Raw genomic sequence first — 16,200 nt, forward strand, 5'->3', positions numbered from 1 at the left:
TGTTCCAGGGCCCGAACGCGCGGGACGGCCGTTCGGACGAGTCTCTTCAGGGAATGTTCAGCACCACGCTGACGGGGCAGTGGTCGGACAGGCGGGCGCGCCATTCCGGGCCGCGTTCGGCATAGACCATGACGCGGAGGCTGTTTTCCGCCAGCCAATCGCGGGCGGGCCCGCCGAGCAGGATGTGGTCGATGAAGGGGCGGCCGCCCCAGCACGGGTTGGAGCGGCCGGCGGTGGCGCGGGTGAGCGGGGCGGCGCGTTCCAGGGCGGGAAGGATCACGGGGTCGCGGTCGAAGCGCCGGTTGAAGTCCCCGGCGAGGGCGAAGGCCTCGCCGGACGCACGGCGGGCCTCGATCCAGCCGGCGAGGATGGTGGCCTGTTCCGCGATGCTCTCGCAGGCGCGGCCGCGGTCGTCGGGCTCGCGGCAGCCGGCGTTGAGGTGGAGGGAGAGGATGCGCAGGCGGGACGCCCCCTCCCCCACCGTCACGTCCACGCCGCGGCGAAGGGAGAAGCGGGCGCCGGGGTGCAGGTCCAGCGAGGCGAGGTCCGGGTTCTGGGCGGCGGGCAGGCCGCGGCGCACGGCGACGGCGGCGCGCTGCACGTCCTGCTCGGCCGGGAAGAAGAAGCGCCAGCGCGCGGGATCGAGGACCAGGGCGGCGGCCTCGGGGCCGTCCACCTCCTGGAGCGCGATGACGTCCGCGGCCAGGCGGTCGGCATAGGCGCGCAGGCGGTCGAGGTCCTCGCGCGCGCGGCGGGGGACGTCCTGCGGGAGGCCGGGGTCGCCGGGAGGACGGGCGGTGAGCCAGGCGATGTTCCAGGTGGCGAGCTTGAGTTCCGCGGCCGCGGCGGGAGTGGCGAGGAGAAGGAGGGCGAGCAGGGCACGGAGCATGGGCGTTCCTACAGCAGCACGGGTGCGGGGTCTGCCCGGTGCGCGGGGCTGAGCGGCCGGGCGCCACAGGCGAGAAGGTAGCGTTCCACCGCATCCAGCTCGGCCGCGCTGCGGGTGCTGTCGTGCCAGGGATCCTCCTGCGGGCTGCCGGGCGGAACCCAGATCACCGTCTCGTAGCGGGCGCGGGTCAGCAGGACGCGATAGGTGTTGAGCGTGAAAGCGCGGTCGGTTTCGTTGCGGGTGGTGTTCCAGCGGGCGCCGGACAGGCTGCGCATCACCCATTCGCCATGCGGGCGCAGCAGGTCGCCGCCCCAGGCGAGACCGACCTGGTCCAGTTCCAGGCCCTGGCAGTCGTATTCGGTGGCGTAGGTTTCCAGCGCGTCGGAGGCACGGATGTCGGGCCAGCGGTCGAGAAACCAGTGCGGAATGTCGGCGGCCTGCACACCCAGGCCTTCGGCACGGAGGCGACGGGCGCCGGAGGAGGCGACCAGGCCAGGGCGGCGGAGCCCGCGGGAAAAGCCGCGCAGGGCCGCGCGCATGGCATGGAGGTCGCGGGTGACGAAGTAGGGGACGCTTTCCGGCTGCCCGGCGATGCGGGCGGCGGCCTGCACGTCACCGGCGAGGACGGCATCCACCCAGGGGGCACCCTGCGGGTCGCGGACCGAGCGCATCGGGACGGTCAGGTCGAGGTCGGGATCGAGCGCCAGCCAGGGACGCGGTCCATCGGCGAGGCGTTGCGCCGCGAGGGGCGCCGAGAGCGCGCGGGGAGCGGCCACCGCCCGCCAGCCCGGCGATGCCTCGATCACCCTTCCCCACTCGGCGAGGCCGGCCTCGCCCGTGTTGATTTCCTGCCCGTTGCCGATGAGCGCGACGATGACGGACCAGTCGGCGTGGCGTTCCATGATCTCGAGCGTGTGGGCGGGTTCGCTGCTCGTCAGCTTGCTCGCGCCGCGTCGCTGGGATGGCTTGGTGGCCTGGGCGCGGTCCCAGGCGCGCTGCGCCTCGTCGAAGACGATCACGCGGGCTTCCGGGATTTCCGTGGGCTTCTCGACATACTGCTCGAGGAAGCGGTGCACGTTCTGGAGGGCGGTGACGGCATCGCGCCTTGCCTTGGTCCGGCCCTGCCCGCCCTCGGCGGCGCGGCGCGCGAGACTTTCGCGCAGGACCTCGACCAGGGGCGCGTTGCCCGTCAGGAAGGCGGCGCCGTCGTTGCGCAGGCTGCCGAAGACGATGTTCAGCCCGCAAAGGGTCTTTCCTGCGCCCGGGATGCCCGTGACGAAGACGATGACGTGCCGCGAGGCGGTGCGGGCGGCTTCGATGGCGCGCCGCACGGCCTCGGTGGTGCGCGTGAGGTTGGCGGCGTCGGCGCGGGCGGAGACCATCTCCGCGCTGCGATGCCGGTCAAAGAGCATGGTGGCGGCCTCGAGCACGTTCGGCACCGGGCGGTAGGGCGCGGCCAGCCAGGCGGCATGGTCGAGCGGCGCGGCGGGTGGGCCGATGGCGGCCTGGATCGCGCGCAGGGTTCCGGCAAGGCCGGCCGCATTCGCCGGGAACGGGGGCGGCACGCCCTGCCAGATGAGGGGCGGTTCGAACGGAGCGGCTGGGGCAAGGGTGGCGACCAGGATCGGCACGACCGGCCAGTCGCGGCAGCCGGCATGGAAATCCCGCAGGTCGAGGGCGTAGTCCTCGGCCTGCCTGCGGTCCGCGGGGGCATGGCCCGCCGCGCCGTCCTTGATCTCCAGCACCAGCACGGCACGGTCCGTGAGGATGACGCAATCGGCGCGCTTCTCCAGGCGGAGCAGGTCGTATTCGAGCATGACGGTCCAGCCGGCCACCTCCGGGCCCGAAAGTGCCGTGCGCAGGATGCGCGCCGTGGCGATCCAGGCGTCGCGCTGCGCGGGCTCGATCGTGGCATGCCGGTAGGTCTGCGCCAGGGCCAGTTTCGCGGCCACGCCCTCGTCCGGCAGAGCGAGCAGGGCGGGCACGCCCAGGGTCAGCCAGGGCCTCATAGGCGACTCCGCGACGGCCAGGTGGCCAGCAGCATGCTGGCGAGAAGCAGCGCGAAGCCCAGCGCATGGGTGGCGGTTGGTTCCTCGCCCAGGAACAGGATCGCCGCCGCCGCGGCCGTGGCGGGCAGGAAGGCGGTGAAGATGCCGGCGATGCCCGCGGGAGCGCGGCGGAGCCCGCCATACCAGAGCAGGAGCGACAGGACGCTGGCCGTCAAGGCATGGAACATCAGCAGGCCCATCAGCCAGGGATCGGCCAGCTTCGCGGCGGCACCCGCCGCGGGCAGCCAGGCCGGCAGCAGCAGGGCGGCGGAGAAGAACTGCATCCCGAGGCTGGCGGTCAGCAGCGGAAGAGCACCGGAAACGCGCTTGGCCAGGACGACATAGGCCGCTTCCCCACAGACGCCGATGAAGATGAGGCCGTTGCCGATGGCGCTGCCTCCCCCCTCCCCCTCGCGCGCGAGGACGATGGCGGCCATGCCCCCGGCGGCCAGTGCCACCGCCGCCCAGCCGCGCGGCGCGATGCGCTCGCGCAGCCAGAGGGCGCTGCCGAGGGCGACAGCGGCCGGAAGCGTTGCGAGAACGAGCCCGCCTTCCAGTGCCGTGGTCAGCCGGAGGCCGCCGAGAAGCGCGACGTTGTAGAGGATGGTGCCGGCGGCGGCCTGGAGGAAGAGGTTCCACAGCACCCCCCTGCCCGGCCGGCGCAGCCCATCGCGCCAGAGCGCCAGCGGCAGAAGGACGGCGCAGGCGATCAGGCAGCGCAGGCCGAGGATCAGGGGGATCGGCAGCGCGGCGGCGAGCGACTTGGCCACGGCCACGTTCGCCCCGGTCAGCACCATGGAGCCGGCGAGCTGCGCGTAGGCGCTCAGCACGGGCGGCGGGTCACGCCGCCTCGTCGTCCCGGCGATAGGGAGAGAGGGTGTCGAGGGTGGCGATCTCCTCCTCCATCGCCGCGCGCTCCTGCACCAGGGACTCGGCCACGGCGCGGCGCAGGCCGGAATGGGCGATGAGGTGGGCGGAATAGGTGGGCACGGGGCGGTAGCCCCGCTGGATCTTGTGCTCGCCCTGGGCGCCGGCTTCCACGCGCTGCAGGCCGTACGCGATCGCGAAGTCCAGCGCCTGGTAGTAGCAGAGCTCGAAGTGGAGGAAGGGCGCCTCCACTAGGCTGCCCCAGTTGCGGCCATAAAGGGCGTCGCGGCCCATCAGGTTCAGCGCGCCGGCCACGGGCTTGCCGTCGCGCTCGGCCAGCATCAGCACGACCTTGTCGCCCAGGCGCTGCCCCATCAGGGGCCAGAAGCGGGCGGTGAGATAGGCGCTGCCCCATTTCCGGTCGGTGGTGCTGCGGTAGAACTTGTGGAACTGGCGCCAGATCTCGGGGGTGATCTCGGAGCCGCGGAGGGTCCGCATGGTGAGCCCGGCCGACTGCGCGTCACGCCGCTCGCGCCGGATGGACTTGCGCTTGCGGGAGGAAAGGGCGCCGAGGAAGTCGTCGAAGCTGGCGTAGCCCTCGTTGGTCCAGTGGAACTGCACGCCCATGCGCTGCAGCCAGCCGGCCTCGCCGAGGTCGTGCCATTCCTCCTTCGTGCAGAAGGTGACGTGGCAGGAGGACAGGTTGAGCGCTTCCGTCGCCTGGGCCATGGCGCTGGCCAACGCCGCGTGGGGCACGCCGGAACCGGGGCGCATCAACAGGCGCGGACCGGGCACGGGAGAGAAGGGCACGGCCACCTGGAACTTCGGGTAGTAGTCGCCGCCCGCGCTCTCGAAGGCGCGGGCCCAGCCGTGGTCGAAGACGTATTCGCCGTAGGAATGCCCCTTCACATAGGCGGGCGCCACGCCGACCAGCGCGCCCGCGGCATCGCGCAGCGCCAGGTGCTGGGGCAGCCAGCCCGTGCGGGGCCCCGTGCAGCCGGATTCCTCCAGAGACAGGAGGAAGGCGTGCGAGGTGAAGGGATTTTCCGTCTCGTCGCAGGCATCCCATTCGGTGGGCGGGATGTCGGCGATGCTGGAATGGAGGGAAAGGGTCAGCTCAGAGGGCATGGGGGCGCATGTGCGGCGCGCGGGGCCGGGTGCAAGCGGGGATCAGCCTTGCTCCGCACCGGGAAGGGCCGCGAAGGCCCCGAAATCCGCGACCGCCTCCACGCCCGCGATGGCACCGCCGCGCAGCGTCCAGACATGGAGGAAGGGGACTTGCCCGCTGCGGCCGGCGGAGTCGCGGGCGTCGTAGGCGCCGCTTGCCAGGAGGCGGCCATCGGCCAGGGGGGCGAAGGACTCCACCGCGATGCGCCAGTGCGGGAAATGGCGGCGAAGCGTGGGGAAGAATTGCTCCGACACCTCCGCGCGGCCATGCCATTCGGTGCGCGGCACGGGATAGCCCGGCGAAACGCGCCAGGAAACGTCCTCGGCCAACAGGGTGTGGTCGCCGGTGTCCATCCAGTGTCGGACCAGCGACTCGGCGTCCGTCACGCGATCTCGAACACGGCCTCGACCTCAACCGCCGCGTCGCCGGGCAGGGAGGGGACGCCGATGGTGCTGCGGGCGTGGCGCCCGGCCTCGTCGAAGACGGCGACGGCCATGTCGGAGGCGCCGTTCATCACCTGGGCGTGCTGGGTGAATTCCGGCCCGGCCGCGATGAAGCCGCCGAGGCGCACCACGCGGGTGACGCGGTCCAGGCTGCCGAGCGCCGCCAGCGCCTGGGCAAGGACGTTGATGAAGCAGAGCTGGGCGGCCTGCTGCCCGGTCTCGATCGGCACGGCGGCGCCGAGCTTGCCGGTGTAGGCGATCTTGCCGTCGCGCATCGGCACCTGGCCGGAGATGAACAGGAGGTCCCCGGTGATCACGGCGGGGACGTAGTTGGCGATGGGCTTCGCCGCTTCCGGCAGGGCCACGCCCAGTTCCGCGAGGCGGGCGGCGATGCGCCCGGCGTCGGCCTGCGCCATGGTGTTCAGCCCACCAGCCGGAGGGCGCGGCGGCGGGCGGCCGGCGCGGGGGTGGAGGGAAGGTCCGGCAGCAGCGGAAGCTGCTGGGAGGCCGTGCCGAGCTGGTCGGCGCCGCACTCCTCCTCGGTCGGGTCGGGCAGGATGCGGCCGCCGAGATGGTCCAGCGCGAGGCGGCGGAAGGCCCAGTCCAGCACAGAGGAAGCGCGGTGGATGGCCGGGTCGCCCTCAACCATCCCGGCGGGGCCGAAGCGGGTGTAGGCGAAGGCCTGCACGTAGTCGTCCAGCGGCACGCCGGCGCCGAGGCCGACGGTGACGGAGTGGCAGAGTGCGTCCACCACGCCGCGGAAGGCCGCGCCGTCCTTGGCGAGGGTGAGGGAGATTTCCTCGAGTCCCTCCGCACCTTCCATGGTGCGGAGCGTGACGCGATGGCCGCCGATGGAAACCTTCCAGACCGCGCCGCGCCCGTGGGCGGGCTGCGCCGCGCGGGGCTTGGGCGCGGGCCGGGGCGCCTGGGCCGGAGCGGCGGCGGGGGCCGCGGCATGCAGCCATGGCCGCAGCGCGGCCTCCATCGCGGCGCGGGCCCCGGGGCCACGGGGGGCGAGCAGGCGGGCGGCGTCCTCCCCGGCCAGAAGCGCTGCGCGGGTGGGGGACTCGACGAGGTCGCCCAACTCCGTGGCGACAAGGCGCGTGGGCGCCGCTGCCGGGGCGAAGCCGCCGGTTTCGGCGCCGAGCAGGGCCTCCACGGCATCGGGCGGCGAAAGGGCGAAGACGGTGGCGTGGCGGAGGCCGGGAGCACCGGCCGCGGCGTCCAGCGCGGCCTGGGCAGCCTCGGCGAGGCCGGGCACGCGGGTTTCGGCGGGCGGCTCGGGCCAGATCAGGGCGACCGGCAGACGGGCGCCCAGGGACTCGGCCAGGTCGCCCGAGGCGGCCTCGGCCGCGCCGCGGGTGAGGGCGGCGATGCTGGTGGCGACCGCACGGCCCTCGGCGGACTCGTAATCGAGTCGCAGCCCGGCCAGCAGCCCGGCGAGGTCGGCGAAGCCCAGTTGCAGGCGCGTGGCCTTGGCACCGCCGAGGATCTCCAGCGCGGTGACGCCGAGGCGGATGGCGGCGGCGTAGCCGGCCGAGTCGAAGCCCTCGCCCTCAAGAAAGGCCGGGAGGTTGAGCACGAAGCGGGACTCGGCGGCGGAGTCGTTCGCCCAGGTGCCGGCGCCGGGGGCCGCGCGGCGGGCGAGGAGCAGGGCCCGCAGGCCGGCGGCGAAGGCATTCGCGGCATCGGCATCGGCGAGGATGTTCAGCTTGCGGCCGCGGGCGGACAGGCGGCGGATCCAGGCCTCGGCCAGGCGCGGCAGGGCCACGGGGCCCTGGCCCGGCGCGAGCGCGGCCAGGGCTTCCGCGGCGGTGTCGTCCCAGGTGGCGGGAAGAGCCACGGAGCGGGGAGCGGCGTCCGGATCGGCGGCCGCGCGCGTGCGGCGCAGGGCCACGCCTTGCCAAACGGTGTTGCGGGTCGAGCCGTCATCGCGCGTCATGAGTCGAACATAGGCGCGCCCCGCCCGGTGGTGAAGCCGCCATGTCGTGGGTGGGTCCGCCGGGGGACACAAGATCGGGTGTGGAAAAGCCCGGCGGGAGCGTGGCTTTCGCTGGGGGGCATGACGTGCCATATGCAGCGCCTTCCCCCCAATCCCGCCCGCATCGGCAGGAGCCCCTCCATGTCCGCCATGCAGCGCTGGCTCTCCGGCCTCTCCGGCCGCAGAATCGGCACCGACACTTCCGGCAACATCTACTTCGAGAGCCGGCGCGACTTCCTGGATTACGGGCGCAAGCGCCGCTGGGTGGTCTATTCCGGCGTGGCCGAGGCCACGGTGGTTCCGCCCGAATGGCATGCCTGGCTGCACCACACCACGGATGTGCCGCTGGACACCACGCGCCGGCTGCCCTGGATGAAGCCGCATCAGCAGAACATGACGGGCACCCCCCAGGCCTATCGGCCCAGCGGGCATGATTATGCCGGCGGGAAGCGCGCGCCGACGGCGGGAGACTACGAGGCGTGGACCCCCGGTTCCTGATGAGTTGTCCCTTGCAGGCGTTTCTTCCGGCGTTCAGCGGTTCCGCGGGGTGCGGGGCGTGAAGGGGCGCGGCTTCGCGGAGGTCGCGGCCGGTGCGGTGGTGCTGCTCGCGGCCGTGCTTTTCCTCGCCTATGCCGTGACCAATTCCGGGCGCTCCTCCGCCGGAAGCGGGCTGGTGCTGACGGCACGCTTCGACCGGGTGGACGGGCTCGGCGCGGGCGCCGACGTGCGGATCGCAGGGGTGAAGGTGGGCAGCGTCACCGGACAGCGGATCGATCCCGCCACCTTCCTCGCGGTGCTGACGCTGAACGTGGATTCGGGGCTGCGCCTGCCGGATGACAGTTCTGCGGAGATCACCTCCGAGGGGTTGCTGGGCGGCAAGTACGTCGCCCTGGTGCCGGGTGGCAGCGACCGGAACCTGGCGAATGGCGGCGAGGTGAAGATCACCCAGTCCGCCGTGAGCCTGGAGAGCCTGCTGGGTCGTTTCATTTTCTCGGTGACGGAACTTGCGAGCAACCAGGCACAGCGCGCGGGCCCGCCGGCGGCGGGGCAGCCGGCGCAGGCCCCGGCGGCACCGGGACCTGCGCCTGCGGGCGCTCCCGCGCGCGCGGCCCAGGGCCGGAGCGCGCCGGCCGGCGGTGCGCGTTGAGCACGGGGCCCACCCATGACGGCGGGCGCGACCCCATGGCGCCGCCGGAGCGCTGGCCGGGCGCGGATGGCCAGCCGCTGTCCTGCCGGGACAAGCTGAAGGTTTTGGCCGAGAACCATGCCGAGGCCGCCCAGGTGCTGCGCGATGCCTTTGAGGACGCGATCCTGATGGGCGTGGACGAGACCGCCATGCGGCAGGTGCTCACCGACCTGGTGGCCGCGCTGCCGAGCCCGAGGCGCGGGACGTGAGGCGGGCTGCGCTCGCCCTGGCGATGCTGGCGATGGCGGTGCCCGCCCTGGCCCAGGGACCGTCCCAGGGCTTCGACCAGGGGCCGCCCGCCGAGGCCGGATGGGTGCGCAAGCGGACGGCGCAACTGCAGGCGCTGGACAAGGTGACGGCGCGGATCACCTTGCTGGACGCGACGGTGGGGGAAGCGGTGCGGTTCGGCTCGCTCAGCATCACCGTGCGCGCCTGCAGTGCCCGCCCGCCGGACGAGGTGCCGGACGCGGCGGCCTTTATCGAGGTGCGCGACGACCTGCTGGCCGCGACCGCGCCCCTGGCCTTTCGCGGCTGGATGCTGGCCAATGCGCCGGCCGCCCATATGTTGGAGCATCCGGTCTACGATCTGCGGATCCTTGACTGCCGTTAAGATTGAGCGAGGGTTCGAAGGCGCGATGACCGACAGGCCCGACACCGCCTTTCCCTCAGGCGAGGCCGCGACCTCGGGCCCTCCCCTGCTTGGCCCCGATGCGGCCCTTTTCCTTGATCTCGACGGCACGCTGCTGGAGATCGCGGCGCGGCCCGATGCGGTCGTGGTGCCGCAGGATTTGCCGGCGCTGCTGACGCGCCTCCAGGCGGTGCTGGGGGGCGCGGTGGCTGTGGTGACCGGGCGCGGCTTGGCGGTCGCGCGCGGCTATGCGGGCGTGCCGGGCCTGCCGATCGGCGCGGAGCACGGGGCGGTGCTGGACCCGACCCTGCCTGGCGCGGTGCCGCTGCCCGTGCCCCCGCCGGAATGGCGCCGGGCGGCGGACGAGTTCGCGGCATCGCGGCCGGGGACGCTGGCCGAACACAAGACGCACGGGATGGTGCTGCACTTCCGGCAGAGGCCCGAGGCGGGGCCGGAGGCGCTGGCGCTGCTGAGCGGGCTTCTGCGCGAGGATGCGCAGGGCTTCCACATCGTGCCCGCCCATGCGGCGGCGGAGCTGCGGCCGGTGAATGCTGACAAGGGCGGCGCGGTGCGGCGGCTGATGGCGGTGGCGCCGTTCCGTGGGCGCCGGCCGGTCTTTATCGGCGATGACGTGACGGACGAGGATGGCATGGCGGCCTGCGCGGAGTATGGCGGCCACGGCCTGCGCGTGCCAGATGACTTCGCGGGGCGGCCGGCGCTGGTGCGCGCCTGGCTTGGGCGCGTCGCGTCCTCTCTGGAAGGTGACGGGCGCGCGGGCTGAACCGCCCGCCCTTCCCTGCCAAGTTCCTGGCGGCGTATCCGGTCCGTTATCTGGACCGAAACCGGTCCCGGGCTGGGCGGTTTTTGAATTACGGCGGAAATGGGGAGGGGTTGGACGATGATCGCGCGACCTCCCGGCCGCGGCGGGTCATCCGGCCCGTCCTGGCGAACCGGTGTGCCAGGGGCAGGCCAGTGTCTGGCTCCCTTGCCGCGGCATGTCTTGATGCCGCCCACCGGCCGGACCTTGCAGGAGAATGGATGATGGGACGGCTCGTGATCGTCTCGAACCGCGTGGCCGTGCCGCGGCGCGGCGAGGCCGCGGCGGCGGGCGGGCTGGCGGTGGCGCTGAAGGATGCCTTCAGCAACCGGGGCGGCCTTTGGTTCGGATGGAGCGGCACGGTTTCCCCCGAGCCGCCGGACGTGGTGCGCCACGCGCGGCGCGCGAAGGTGGATTACGCGGTGATCGACCTTTCGCAGGCCGCCTATGACGGGTTCTACGCGGGCTATGCCAATTCGGCGCTGTGGCCGATGTTCCACTTCCGCCTAGGGCTGCTGAGCTATGACCGGGACCAGGCGGAGTGCTACCGCGCGGTGAACCGGCGCTACGCCGAGAAGCTGATGGGCATGCTGCGCCCGGACGACACCATCTGGGTGCACGACTACCAGATGATCCCGCTGGGGGCGGAGTTGCGGGCGCTCGGGTCGCGCCACCGCATCGGCTATTTCCACCACATCCCCTTCCCGCCCTGGGCGGTGTTTTCGGCCATGCCGGGGGCGGAGGACCTGATCCGCGACCTGCTGGCCTATGACCTCGTGGGCGTGCAGACGCATCGCGACCTCGCGGGGCTGGTGGACTGCATGGCGCAGGGCACGGGCATGAAGATGCGCGCGGGGGGCGAGGTGCGCTTCCGCGGGCGGCGAATCCGGCTGCGGGCCTTTCCCATCGGCATCGCGACGGACGAGTTCGCCGATGTCGCGGCGCGCAGCGCGGATGCGCCCGAGGCGCAGCGGCTGGTGGCGAGCCTGGCGGGCCGGGCGCTGATCATCGGGGCGGAGCGGCTGGACTACACCAAGGGGCTGCCGGAGCGGCTGAAGGCCTTCGGGGCGCTGCTGAACCGTTTCCCGGAGTACCGGAGCAAGGTGACCTACCTGCAGGTGGCCGCGCGCTCGCGCGAGGATGTGGAAAGCTACAAGGACCTCAAGCGCGAGATCGAGCACCTCGCGGGCTGTATCAACGGCGAGCACGCCGATGCCGACTGGACCCCCGTTCGCTATGTCGGCCGCGCCGTGCCGCGCGACACGCTGGCGGGGTATTACCGCGCGGCGCAGGTCGGGCTGGTCACGCCGCTGCGGGACGGGATGAACCTGGTGGCCAAGGAATACGTGGCCGCGCAGGACACGGAGAATCCGGGCGTGCTGGTGCTGTCGCGCTTTGCCGGCGCTTCGGAGGAGATGCCGGAGGCGCTGACGGTCAATCCGCTGGATGCCGTGGGCATGGCGGAGGCGATGAAGGCGGCGCTCGAGATGCCGCTGGAGGAGCGGCGCGAGCGGCACGGAACCATGCTGCGTCGCCTGCGGGAGAACACGGTGGGCGGTTGGGCCAAGTCCTTCCTGGACGTGCTGGAAGGCCACGACGCGGCCGAGGCGCCGCCTTCCCGCGCGGCGGCCCTGGCGGTGTTTCAGGCGCGGCTGATGTCGCGCAGCATCTCCACTTCCTCGGACAGCGTTTCCGGCGAGATGGTGGGGAGCCAGGTGGCGGATCTGTCCACGGCAAGGGCGAGCCGGGCGCGGTAGTCGGCCTGGGGGATTTCCTCCGCGCCGAAGCGGGCGAGGTGGTCGTTCAGGAACTGCGTGTCGAGCAGGGTGAAGCCGCCCCGCCGCAGCCGCACGACGAGGTGGACCAGCGCCACCTTGGAGGCGTCGTCGGCGCGGGAAAACATGCTTTCGCCGAAGAAGGCCGCGCCCAGGCGGATGCCGTAGAGGCCGCCGACGAGCGCGCCGCCCTGGCGCACCTCGATGGAATGGGCGTTGCCCATGCGGGCCAGGGCGTTGAAGAGATCCTCGATCTCGGGGTTGATCCAGCTGTCCTCGCGGCCTGGGGCGGGCGCTGCGCAGCCGGCGAGGACACCGGGAAAATCGGTGTCGGCGGAAACCTCGAAACGGTCCGACAGCACGGTGCGGCGCAGGCGGCGCGGCAGGTGGAACCGGTCCAGCGGCAGGATGCCGCGCATCTTCGGGTCGAGCCAGTAGAGGCGGCCGGAGCGGCGGCCCTCGGCCATGGGGAAGAGCCCGGCGCGATAGGCGCGCAGCACGAGTTCGGGCGTGACGGGCAGGGCGCGGCGGCTCATCCGGCGAAGCCGGTCGCGAAGCAGGCTTGGTCCGCGCGGTGCCGCATGGCGCGAGAATAGGCGCATCCGGGGCGCGGGGCCAGCGCCCCGCGCCGTTCAGCCGCCGGGGGTGTGGCGCGCGACGAAGCGCTCCAGCCAGTGGATGGTGTAGTCGCCCGACTGGAACTCGGGGTCGTCCATGATGATCTGGTGCAGCGGGATGGTGGTGCGGATGCCGTCCACCACCAGCTCCGTCAGGGCGCGGCGGCAGCGGGCGATGGCTTCGGCGCGAGTCGCGCCGTGCACGATCAGCTTGGCGACCAGGCTGTCGTAGTGCGGCGGCACGGAATAGCCGGCGTAGAGCGCGCTGTCGTTGCGTACGCCCAGGCCGCCCGGCGCGTGATAGGCCGTGACGCGGCCGGGAGAGGGGGCGAAGGTGACGGGGTCCTCCGCGGTGATGCGGCACTCGATGGCGTGGCCGTTGAAGCGCACGTCGCCCTGTTCGTAGCCGAGCGGCTCGCCGGCGGCGACGCGGATCTGCTCGCGCACGAGGTCCACCCCGCAGACCATCTCGGTGACGGGATGCTCGACCTGGAGCCGCGTGTTCATCTCGATGAAGGCGAACTGCTCGTCCTGGTAGAGGAACTCGAGCGTGCCGGCGCCGCGGTAGCCGAGCTGCTTGAGGGCGCTGGTGACCGTCTCGCCCAGGGCCTCCCGCACCGCCGCCGTGATGGCGGGGCTGCCCGCCTCCTCCACCAGCTTCTGGTGGCGGCGCTGGAGGGAGCAGTCGCGCTCGCCGAAATGGACGACGTTGCCGTGGGTGTCGGCCATAATCTGCATCTCGATGTGGCGCGGCCGGTCGAGATACTTTTCCATGTAGACGCTGTCGTCGCCGAAGGCGGCCTTGGCCTCGGTGCGGGCGACGCGCCAGGCTTCCTCCAGCTCGTCCTCGTTGTGCGCGACCTTCATGCCGCGCCCGCCGCCGCCGGCGGCGGCCTTGATCAGCACCGGGTACCTGATGTGGTCCGCGATCTCGCGCGCCTCGTCCACGGAGGCCAGGGCCCCGGGCGAGCCGGGGACGAGCGGCACGCCGAGGCGGCGCATGGCGTCCTTGGCGGCGATCTTGTCGCCCATGATGCGGATGTGCTCGGCCGTCGGGCCGATGAAGGCCATGCCATGGGCCTCCACCATCTCGGCGAAGCGGGCGTTCTCGGACAGGAAGCCGTAGCCGGGGTGGATGGCCTCGGCGCCGGTGATGGTGGCGGCCGAAAGGATGGCGGCGGCGTTGAGGTAGCTGTCCCGGGCGGAGGGAGGACCGATGCAGACGCTCTCGTCGGCCAGGCGGACGTGCATCGCCGTGTCGTCGGCGGTGGAATGCACGGCCACCGTGCGGATGCCCATCTCCTGGCAGGCGCGGTGGATGCGGAGCGCGATCTCGCCGCGGTTGGCGATCAGGATCTTGTTGAAGGGGGGCACGCGGCGATCACTCGATGACCAGCAGGGGCTCGCCGAATTCCACGGGCGTGCCGCTCTCGATCAGGATGCGGGTCACGGTGCCGGCGCGCGGGGCCTTGATCTGGTTGAAGGTCTTCATCGCCTCGATCAGCAGCACGGTCTGGCCCTGCGTGACGCGGGCGCCGAGCGTGATGAAGGGGGCCGCGCCGGGCTCGGGCGAGAGGTAGGCGACGCCGACCATGGGCGAGGTGACGGCGCCGGGGGTGGCGGCGCTCACCTCCTCGCTGGCGGTGGTGGGCACGCCGGGGGCCTCCGCGGCGGGGGCGGCGATGGCGGGCGAAGCCGGGGCCGCGACGGCCTGGACCACCTGCTGGGCGGGCGCGGTGCGGGCGACGCGGATGCGGGCCTCGTTCTGAACCAGCTCGATCTCGGTCAGGTCGGTTTCACGAAGGATCTTGGCCAGGGCGCGGATCGCGTCCGGGTCGAAGGAAAGGCCGCTCATGCCGTCTCGTCCTGTCCGATGATGCCGGCGATCGCGCGCAGGCCGAGGGCGTAGCCCCCGACCCCCAGGCCGCAAATCACGCCCACCGCCGCGCGGGAGACGTAGGAGAGATGCCGGAAGGCCTCCCGCCGGTGGATGTTGGTGATATGGACCTCGACCACCGGCAGGTCCACCGCCAGCAGGGCATCCATCAGCGCGACCGAGGTATGCGAGTAGCCGGCGGGGTTGATGATGATGCCCGCGGCCCGGCCCCGGCATTCCTGGACCCAGGAGATCAGCTCGCCTTCCAGGTTGGTCTGGCGGAAGTCGATGGCGAGGCCCAGTTCCTCGGCGGCCTCGGCGCAGAGGGCTTCCACGTCGTCCAGCGTGGCGGAGCCGTACTTCTCGGGCTCGCGCGTGCCGAGGAGATTGAGGTTCGGGCCGTTCAGGACGGCGATCAGAGGGGGTTCCAAGGGCCTGGTTCCGGTTGCCCCGGCTGCTCCGGGGCTGTGGGCGGGCGGGCTAGCAGGCGGGGCGCGCCCCGGCAACCCGGGTGGAGGCCCCTCCCCCGCGAGGCCTGGCTTCAGCGGCCGCGGAAGAGGCCGATGATCTCGCGGTCGGGGATCGGTGTCGCCCGCCTGCGGCCGAAGAAATACACGGCGCAGGCGGCGTTGTAGGAGCTTTCTGTGCGGAACAGCAGCGGATCGAGGTAGCGCAGCGGATAGGTGACCAGGAGCGCCCCCAGGCGCAGCACCGAGCGGATGGTCGGGCGGTCGGACAGGCTGAGCACGAGGTTGCGGAACAGGTGGATCGCCGAATAGCCGGGCCCGCCCACCATGCCGCTGCCCAGGTCGTCGAACTGGCGGAACAGGCGGCGGTGGCCGAGATAGGTGAACCGCGTGAAGTCGTAGGCCCCCATGTGGACCGGCTGCAGGAAGGGGGTGACGGCGTAGACGAAGCCCTCCGGCTTCAGGACCCGGATGATCTCGGCCACGACGCGCTGGGGGTCGCAGACATGCTCCAGCACGGCTTCGGCGAGGACGGCATCGAAGGCGCCGTCCTCGAAGGGAAGGTCGTGGGCGTCGCAGATGCAGGCGATGTTCCGGGCAAAGGCGACATCGGTGTAGGTCACGTTGCCGGCGTGCCGGCGTTCCCCGGCGCCGATGACGAGGATGCGCGCATCGGGCTGCTGGCGGAGGATTTCGGCCATGGGGTCGAAGCCCGAGCCGGGCACAGGGGCCTCGGACAGGCGGCGGGCGAAGTTGCGGTAGGCGCGCTTCAGGCCGCTCGTGTGGTCCGCCGAGCCGCCATAGGCGCTCGCTCCGCCATACCCGTCATCGTTCCTGTAGTCCTCGATGCGGAAGACGCTGTTCTCGTCGTTGATGAGGACGGGGACGCCGCGCAGCACGGGGAAGCGGGCGCCGCAGCCCGCGCAGACCAGCATGTCCCCCTCCGCCACCAGCGGCGCACGGTCGATCGGGCAGACAAAGCGCGGCCGTCCATCGAGCGCAGGCGGTGCGGCCAGGGTGAGCGGATAGGACAAGAACGGCTGCCTAGAGGAAGGGCGTTAACATGAGATGTACAGGGTTCGGCGTCGAGGCGCCACAGATTACAACTCCTGGTTGCCATGGTGGTTGGGGGCCGGATGAGGATCGTGGCGTGACCGTGCCGCCGGATCCTTGTGACAGGGCCCTTCAATCGGTGCGAGCCCCGTGCCACATGCGGGCGGCATGGACAGCCCCATTTCCATCACCGTCAACGGCGAGCCGCGCGTCCTGGACGCCCCGCTCGCCCTTTCCGAGTTCCTGACCTCGGCGGGGCTGGACCTGCGCAAGGTGGCGGTGGAGCGGAACGAGGAGATCGTGCCGCGGTCGGCCTACGGAACCACGGTGCTCGGGCCGGGGGACCAGATCGAGGTTGTGCACTTCATTGGTGGAGGCTGAGGCG

The 16,200-nt window shown here is 72.2% G+C and carries 19 protein-coding genes; 7 read left to right on the forward strand and 12 right to left on the reverse strand.

Annotated features, from left to right (window positions below; all coding sequences use genetic code 11):
* Positions 1–46 precede the first annotated feature (46 nt).
* From ACFFIC_RS05625 to ACFFIC_RS05655, 7 genes are read right to left on the reverse strand one after another with little or no spacing between them, the layout of a single operon-like run.
* On the reverse strand, positions 47–889 hold the full coding sequence (locus ACFFIC_RS05625) for an endonuclease/exonuclease/phosphatase family protein (protein WP_377049154.1): 843 nt from the start codon (positions 887–889) through the stop codon (positions 47–49).
* An 8-nt stretch (positions 890–897) separates the two neighbouring features.
* A complete protein-coding gene (locus ACFFIC_RS05630) occupies positions 898–2,898 on the reverse strand; it encodes a DNA/RNA helicase domain-containing protein (protein WP_377049155.1) in 2,001 nt (666 codons plus the stop codon).
* On the reverse strand, positions 2,895–3,767 hold the full coding sequence (locus ACFFIC_RS05635; protein ID WP_377049156.1) for a DMT family transporter: 873 nt from the start codon (positions 3,765–3,767) through the stop codon (positions 2,895–2,897). The genes ACFFIC_RS05630 and ACFFIC_RS05635 overlap by 4 nt, the downstream gene beginning before the upstream one ends.
* 10 nt (positions 3,768–3,777) lie before the next feature.
* A complete protein-coding gene (locus tag ACFFIC_RS05640; RefSeq protein ID WP_377049157.1) occupies positions 3,778–4,932 on the reverse strand; it encodes a GNAT family N-acetyltransferase in 1,155 nt (384 codons plus the stop codon).
* Positions 4,933–4,974: 42 nt separating this feature from the next.
* Positions 4,975–5,358 carry a nuclear transport factor 2 family protein gene (locus tag ACFFIC_RS05645; RefSeq protein WP_377049158.1) on the reverse strand — a complete coding sequence of 128 codons (384 nt, stop codon included), beginning with the start codon at positions 5,356–5,358 and terminating at the stop codon, positions 4,975–4,977.
* A complete protein-coding gene (locus tag ACFFIC_RS05650; protein WP_377049159.1) occupies positions 5,355–5,831 on the reverse strand; it encodes a RidA family protein in 477 nt (158 codons plus the stop codon). The genes ACFFIC_RS05645 and ACFFIC_RS05650 overlap by 4 nt, the downstream gene beginning before the upstream one ends.
* A gap of 5 nt (positions 5,832–5,836) precedes the next feature.
* The gene (locus tag ACFFIC_RS05655; protein WP_377049160.1) at positions 5,837–7,357 is read right to left on the reverse strand and encodes a TSCPD domain-containing protein; all 1,521 of its coding nucleotides are present in this window, start codon (positions 7,355–7,357) and stop codon (positions 5,837–5,839) included.
* A 132-nt stretch (positions 7,358–7,489) separates the two neighbouring features.
* Here ACFFIC_RS05655 and ACFFIC_RS05660 point away from each other — a divergent pair, with 132 nt between their 5' ends.
* From ACFFIC_RS05660 to ACFFIC_RS05685, 6 genes are all read left to right on the forward strand, one after another.
* A complete protein-coding gene (locus tag ACFFIC_RS05660; RefSeq protein WP_377049161.1) occupies positions 7,490–7,894 on the forward strand; it encodes an NADH:ubiquinone oxidoreductase subunit NDUFA12 in 405 nt (134 codons plus the stop codon).
* A gap of 58 nt (positions 7,895–7,952) precedes the next feature.
* Positions 7,953–8,543 carry an outer membrane lipid asymmetry maintenance protein MlaD gene (gene mlaD, locus ACFFIC_RS05665; RefSeq protein ID WP_377049162.1) on the forward strand — a complete coding sequence of 197 codons (591 nt, stop codon included), beginning with the start codon at positions 7,953–7,955 and terminating at the stop codon, positions 8,541–8,543.
* Between the two features lie 35 nt (positions 8,544–8,578).
* Positions 8,579–8,791, forward strand: coding sequence for a hypothetical protein (locus ACFFIC_RS05670; RefSeq protein WP_377049287.1), 213 nt, complete (start codon positions 8,579–8,581; stop codon positions 8,789–8,791).
* On the forward strand, positions 8,788–9,192 hold the full coding sequence (locus tag ACFFIC_RS05675; protein WP_377049163.1) for a DUF2155 domain-containing protein: 405 nt from the start codon (positions 8,788–8,790) through the stop codon (positions 9,190–9,192). The genes ACFFIC_RS05670 and ACFFIC_RS05675 overlap by 4 nt, the downstream gene beginning before the upstream one ends.
* 25 nt (positions 9,193–9,217) lie before the next feature.
* Complete coding sequence (otsB, locus tag ACFFIC_RS05680; protein ID WP_377049164.1) at positions 9,218–9,991, forward strand: trehalose-phosphatase; 774 nt, start codon at positions 9,218–9,220, stop codon at positions 9,989–9,991.
* Between the two features lie 260 nt (positions 9,992–10,251).
* The gene (locus ACFFIC_RS05685; protein WP_377049288.1) at positions 10,252–11,784 is read left to right on the forward strand and encodes an alpha,alpha-trehalose-phosphate synthase (UDP-forming); all 1,533 of its coding nucleotides are present in this window, start codon (positions 10,252–10,254) and stop codon (positions 11,782–11,784) included.
* Here the strand turns inward: ACFFIC_RS05685 and aat are convergent.
* The 5 genes from aat to ACFFIC_RS05710 all read right to left on the reverse strand — a co-directional run bounded on the left by aat (position 11,670) and on the right by ACFFIC_RS05710 (position 15,796).
* Positions 11,670–12,338: a leucyl/phenylalanyl-tRNA--protein transferase gene (gene aat / locus ACFFIC_RS05690; RefSeq protein ID WP_377049165.1), complete on the reverse strand. Its 669-nt coding sequence runs from the start codon at positions 12,336–12,338 to the stop codon at positions 11,670–11,672. The genes ACFFIC_RS05685 and aat overlap by 115 nt on opposite strands.
* A gap of 96 nt (positions 12,339–12,434) precedes the next feature.
* Positions 12,435–13,793 carry an acetyl-CoA carboxylase biotin carboxylase subunit gene (gene accC / locus ACFFIC_RS05695; protein WP_377049166.1) on the reverse strand — a complete coding sequence of 453 codons (1,359 nt, stop codon included), beginning with the start codon at positions 13,791–13,793 and terminating at the stop codon, positions 12,435–12,437.
* 7 nt (positions 13,794–13,800) lie between these two features.
* On the reverse strand, positions 13,801–14,274 hold the full coding sequence (gene accB, locus ACFFIC_RS05700) for an acetyl-CoA carboxylase biotin carboxyl carrier protein (protein WP_377049167.1): 474 nt from the start codon (positions 14,272–14,274) through the stop codon (positions 13,801–13,803).
* Positions 14,271–14,726: a type II 3-dehydroquinate dehydratase gene (gene aroQ, locus ACFFIC_RS05705; RefSeq protein ID WP_377049168.1), complete on the reverse strand. Its 456-nt coding sequence runs from the start codon at positions 14,724–14,726 to the stop codon at positions 14,271–14,273. Before aroQ ends, accB begins: the two co-directional genes overlap by 4 nt.
* Before the next feature lie 110 nt (positions 14,727–14,836).
* Positions 14,837–15,796, reverse strand: a complete 960-nt coding sequence (locus ACFFIC_RS05710; RefSeq protein WP_377049169.1) for a methyltransferase domain-containing protein — start codon at positions 15,794–15,796, stop codon at positions 14,837–14,839.
* Positions 15,797–15,983: 187 nt separating this feature from the next.
* Between ACFFIC_RS05710 and thiS the strand changes: the two genes are divergently transcribed.
* Positions 15,984–16,196 (forward strand): sulfur carrier protein ThiS, encoded by a 213-nt coding sequence (thiS, locus tag ACFFIC_RS05715; RefSeq protein WP_377049170.1) that lies wholly within the window; start codon positions 15,984–15,986, stop codon positions 16,194–16,196.
* The last annotated feature ends 4 nt before the right edge of the window (positions 16,197–16,200 follow it).

This window comes from Muricoccus vinaceus (genome assembly GCF_042433125.1).
GTDB lineage: Bacteria > Pseudomonadota > Alphaproteobacteria > Acetobacterales > Acetobacteraceae > Roseomonas > Roseomonas vinacea.